Annotated in this window: 6 protein-coding genes; all 6 read right to left on the bottom strand. The window is 37.5% G+C overall.

What is annotated here, in order from left to right:
- A partial coding sequence (locus V7659_RS13715) for a 1-deoxy-D-xylulose-5-phosphate synthase N-terminal domain-containing protein (RefSeq protein ID WP_335540463.1) occupies positions 1-543 on the bottom strand: 543 nt, incomplete at its 3' end.
- Positions 544-731: 188 nt separating this feature from the next.
- The gene (locus tag V7659_RS13710) at positions 732-1625 is read right to left on the bottom strand and encodes a polyprenyl synthetase family protein (protein WP_335540462.1); all 894 of its coding nucleotides are present in this window, start codon (positions 1623-1625) and stop codon (positions 732-734) included.
- A 3-nt stretch (positions 1626-1628) separates the two neighbouring features.
- The gene (locus V7659_RS13705) at positions 1629-1862 is read right to left on the bottom strand and encodes an exodeoxyribonuclease VII small subunit (protein ID WP_335540461.1); all 234 of its coding nucleotides are present in this window, start codon (positions 1860-1862) and stop codon (positions 1629-1631) included.
- A complete protein-coding gene (xseA, locus tag V7659_RS13700; RefSeq protein WP_335540460.1) occupies positions 1852-3210 on the bottom strand; it encodes an exodeoxyribonuclease VII large subunit in 1359 nt (452 codons plus the stop codon). The genes V7659_RS13705 and xseA overlap by 11 nt, the downstream gene beginning before the upstream one ends.
- 92 nt (positions 3211-3302) lie before the next feature.
- On the bottom strand, positions 3303-4160 hold the full coding sequence (gene folD / locus V7659_RS13695) for a bifunctional methylenetetrahydrofolate dehydrogenase/methenyltetrahydrofolate cyclohydrolase FolD (protein ID WP_335540459.1): 858 nt from the start codon (positions 4158-4160) through the stop codon (positions 3303-3305).
- 38 nt (positions 4161-4198) lie between these two features.
- On the bottom strand, positions 4199-4597 hold the full coding sequence (gene nusB / locus V7659_RS13690; protein WP_335540458.1) for a transcription antitermination factor NusB: 399 nt from the start codon (positions 4595-4597) through the stop codon (positions 4199-4201).
- Between the last annotated feature and the right edge of the window lie 66 nt (positions 4598-4663).

Genomic DNA, 4663 nt, shown 5'->3' with positions numbered 1-4663 from the left:
AACATTAGGAGCGATTGACATCTCGTTATCATTTAAAATAACAATCATGTCTTTCTTCTCGTGACCTATATGATTTAAGGCTTCCAACGCCATTCCACCAGTTAAGGCACCATCTCCGATCACAGGAATAACAAAAGATTTTTCCTTTTTTAAATCTCTAGCTATAGCCATTCCCATCGCCGCTGAAAGAGATGTGGAACTATGCCCAGTTTCCCATACATCATGCTCGCTTTCAGTTCGTTTCGGGAATCCGCATAAGCCTTTATACTGCCGCAATGTATCAAACTCACAAGCCCTGCCAGTTAAAATTTTATGAACATAGGATTGATGTCCCACATCCCAAATAATCTTATCTGTTGGACTGTTAAAACATTTATGTAAAGCAATAGTTAATTCAACAACACCCAAATTCGGTCCAATATGGCCTCCAGTAACAGACAGCTTTTCAATCAAAAACTTTCGGATATCTTGACTTAAAGCTTCCAATTCGGTATTCGACATGCCTTTTAAAAAGGCCGGGTCTTTTATTGATAATAGATCCATTTTTGGACCACTCACTTTCATACGTTTATGCATTCTCTGTTTAGTTGCTGTGTAAAAAAGACACATTCAGAAAATTTAACTTTGATTAAAAAATAGCCGCTAACACTTGAGTGATAACGGCATTGACAACGTTTTCTACAATGAAAATAATTATAACACACTTATTTCAATGCCTCAAATTCCGTATATTAATGGTCTCTTGAAGCAACTAAATCAGTTATTTCCAAAAGTAGGTTTGTATTCAATCCTGTCATGCCTAAATACTTCTTTGACTGATTGATTTGTTTATGCAATGCTGCAGCTGCCCCTTCTAGTGTTAACAACTGCGGATAAGTACTTTTATGATTGTTGGTATCGCTGCCTACAGGCTTCCCCATTAATTGTTGATTCCCAACTAAATCAAGAATATCATCCTGAATTTGAAAAGCGAGACCTAAGTGATGCGCAAATGCTGAGAGGTTTTCTAATTGATCTTGAGTTGCACCTGCCATAATCGCTCCTGCAAGAACACTGAAGCTTAGCAACTTTCCTGTTTTATGGATGTGTATATACTCAAGTTCTTCTAAGGTTAAGGATTTTCCTTCCCCTTCCATATCAGCCACTTGGCCGCCAACCATTCCTTCTGTTCCTGCAGCCCTTGCTAATTCTATCACTAATTTTAGTTTCGTTGTATCTGATGCAATCTCAGGCGAAATTTTCCCTATTACCTCAAAACTATAAGTTAATAATGCATCTCCAGCTAATATTGCTATTGCATCACCAAAAACTTTATGATTTGTCGGTTTTCCTCTCCTTAGATCATCATTATCCATGCTTGGCAAATCGTCATGTATGAGAGAATATGTATGGATCATCTCAATAGCCGAAGCAGCAAGAAGCCCTTTTTGCGGCTCTACTCCAAATGCGTCTAAAGTAGCAAATAGTAAAAGCGGCCGTATACGTTTGCCACCTGCTTCAAGGGAATAAATCATCGATTCCTTAATGATAGGAGGGGCATCAAGCTTATTAACCAGAGTCCGAAGCTCCGAATCAAGCAGAAGTTTATATTCATGTGCAAATGCATCTAGTAACCCGGTTCCCAAGTCTTATACCTCCTCTTCAATAGTAAAACTCTCTGTCCGACCGTCCTCCGTAATAATCTGTGTTAATTGGTCTTCAACACTTTTTAATTTATCATGGCAAAGTTTGGACAACTCCATACCTTCTTTATAGAAGATAATTGCTTCTTCTAAAGGTACATCACCTTCTTCGAGCTTATCCACAATTTGCTCTAATTTAGTCATTGCTTCTTCAAAGGATAGTTTATTTTCAGTCTTCACGTTTTTCGCTCTCCTTAATATTCTCAACTTTACAAAATAGACTACCATCTGTTAATTGAATCTGAACTTGCTCGTTCATATTCACTTGATGAATACTTTTTATCAGTCTGTTCTCTTCCGAATATGCTAAACTATAGCCACGTTCCATAATTTTTAAAGGGCTTAATGCCCCAAGGGTGGAAAGAATTCGTTCAAATTCAGTTTGTTTTTTTGAAAATACTTGGAGCATGGCACGTTTCATTTCTTTATTGATAAGATCTAATCGCTTATTTGCTTCCTGTAAAGATTGGCTCGGATGGTTCCTCTGCAGGCGTTTATGAAGAATTTCGTGTTGCCCTTTTTTAATTTGGGACAACCTAGACGCCCCGCGGACGAGCAATTCAGTTAGTTTATCAACCTGTTCTAGTTTTTGTTCATATAGACGATGTGGATAACGAAAGGCATATGATTTCTGGACACGTGTTAACCGTTCTTTTTCTAACTGAAATTTCCCTTTCATCGTACGAAGAAGGCGGGTTTGCCGCTGCAAGACTCTTTCCATTAACTCATCAATATGTGGAACTGCAAGTTCAGCTGCACCAGTTGGAGTTGGTGCACGTAAATCTGCAACAAAGTCTGCAATAGTAAAATCAGTTTCATGTCCAACGGCTGAAATGATAGGAATGTCTGAAGAAAATATTGTACGTGCAACGAGTTCTTCATTAAAGGCCCATAATTCCTCAATGGAACCTCCGCCCCGTCCCACAATTAGCACGTCAATTCCGGTCATGCTATTTGCTTTAGAGATAGCTTTAGCAATCGATGGTGCTGCATTTTCCCCCTGTACAAGGGCAGGAAAGACAAGGATATTTGCAATAGGATATCGTCTTTTAATAGTTGTAATGACATCTCTTATAGCAGCCCCTGTTGGGGATGTAATCACACCAATTGTTTTTGGATACAATGGTATTTTCTTTTTTGCTTCAAGCGCAAATAATCCTTCTAATTCAAGTTTTTGTTTAAGCTGTTCAAAAGCTAAAAACAATTCCCCAATTCCATCTGGAAGCATTTCTTTTATATAAATTTGATATTGACCACTTGGTTCATAAACCGAAATTTCACCTTTTACGATCACTTTCATGCCATTTTCTGGGATGAATTTCATCGTCCGCGAGTGACTCGAAAACATCACGGCAAGTATACGGGCTTTTTCATCCTTTAAGGTAAAATACATATGTCCGCTCGAATGCTGTTTAAAATTTGAAATTTCACCTCTTACATGCACATCTCGTAAATGCGGGTCTGCATCAAATTTTCTTTTTATGTACTTGGTTAGAGCATTCACAGTTAAATATCTTTGTTCCTGCATATGTAACTCCTTTTTTACCCAATAATAAAAAACACTTCTATTAGCGAAAAACAGTCCTTATCTAAAAAATCAGATAAGGACAATTCCTACCTCTAATTACGATCAAGGCTTTCTGCAGCAGATTTTAGGGTATTATACATAAGCATCGTTATTGTCATCGGCCCCACACCTTTAGGAACAGGTGTAATGTATCCGGCTTTTTCAGACACTTCTGCAAAATCAACATCGCCACAAAGCTTTCCGGCTTCGTTACGGTTAATACCTACATCAATGACGACAGCACCATCTTTTACATGCTCAGCTTTGATAAAGTTAGCTATCCCAACAGCAGCAATCAGGATATCCGCTTGATTCGTATGGAACTTTAAATCTTTTGTTTTCGAATGACAATATGTAACAGTCGCATGCTGATTAAGGAATAATTGTCCAACCGGCTTGCCGACAATATTACTTCTCCCTACCACTACAACATGCTTCCCTGCTATTGATATACCTGTCTCTTCTAGTAGGACCATAATTCCATAAGGAGTACATGGCAGGAAGGCATTCTGGCCAGTCATCATTCTGCCAATATTTATTGGGTGAAATCCATCAACATCTTTAAATGGAGAGATCGATTCAATCACTTTTTTCTCATCAATATGTTTAGGAATAGGTAACTGAACTAAGATTCCGTGAATATTAGTATCCCTATTTAACTCATCAATTTTAGATAGTAATTCCTCTTCGGAAATCTCCTCTGGCAATTCAATTAAAACAGAATTCATTCCAAGTTCTTTACAGGCCTTTTCTTTATTTGTTACATATGTCCGAGAAGCGTGGTTATTTCCGACAAGGATCACAGCAAGTCCAGGAGTAACCCCATGTTTTTTTATCCTGCTAACTTCTTCAGCTATTTCCATTCTTTTCTTTTCAGCAATTTCTTTTCCATTTATAATTATAGCAGTCATTTTCTCTCCACCCTTTGCTCTTCTTAATTCTTAATCCACTAGTTATTTAGAAGCTTATGTTTAACCTTTGATAGTACACCATTAATAAACTTACTTGACTGGTCATCTCCATAGATTTTTGCTATTTCGATGGCTTCATCTAAAATAACATTTTCAGGAATTTCTGTTCGAAAGAACTTCATTTCATAGGCAGCTATTCTTAATAAATTTCGATCAACTGTTGCTAGGCGGTCCATCGACCATTTTTCTAGATTTTCACTGATTAAATTGTCGATTTCGGCTTTTTGCTCGATTACCCCTAGAACGAGTCTAGTTAGATATTCGTCACCCGCCTCTCCTTCCAATACATGTTCAATTGCGTCTGAAGGCTCTGTATTACTTATATCAATTTGAAAAAGTGCCTGCAGTGCCTTTTCCCTTGCTGTTCTTCTTTTCATTATACCTTTAACTCCTTTAGAGAAATTAATTAAATTTTTTCTATTTTTCATACACATCAATAATAA

The organism is Neobacillus drentensis, assembly GCF_036966985.1.
GTDB lineage: Bacteria > Bacillota > Bacilli > Bacillales > Cytobacillaceae > Neobacillus > Neobacillus drentensis_E.
This window is presented reverse-complemented; position numbering and strand designations above follow the sequence as displayed.

Excerpts from the sequence above, each read along its gene's own strand:
- xseA (WP_335540460.1), bottom strand. The coding sequence starts at position 3,210 with ATGCAGGAACAAAGATATTTAACTGTGAATGCTCTAACCAAGTACATA.
- folD (WP_335540459.1), bottom strand. The coding sequence starts at position 4,160 with ATGACTGCTATAATTATAAATGGAAAAGAAATTGCTGAAAAGAAAAGA.
- nusB (WP_335540458.1), bottom strand. The coding sequence starts at position 4,597 with ATGAAAAGAAGAACAGCAAGGGAAAAGGCACTGCAGGCACTTTTTCAA.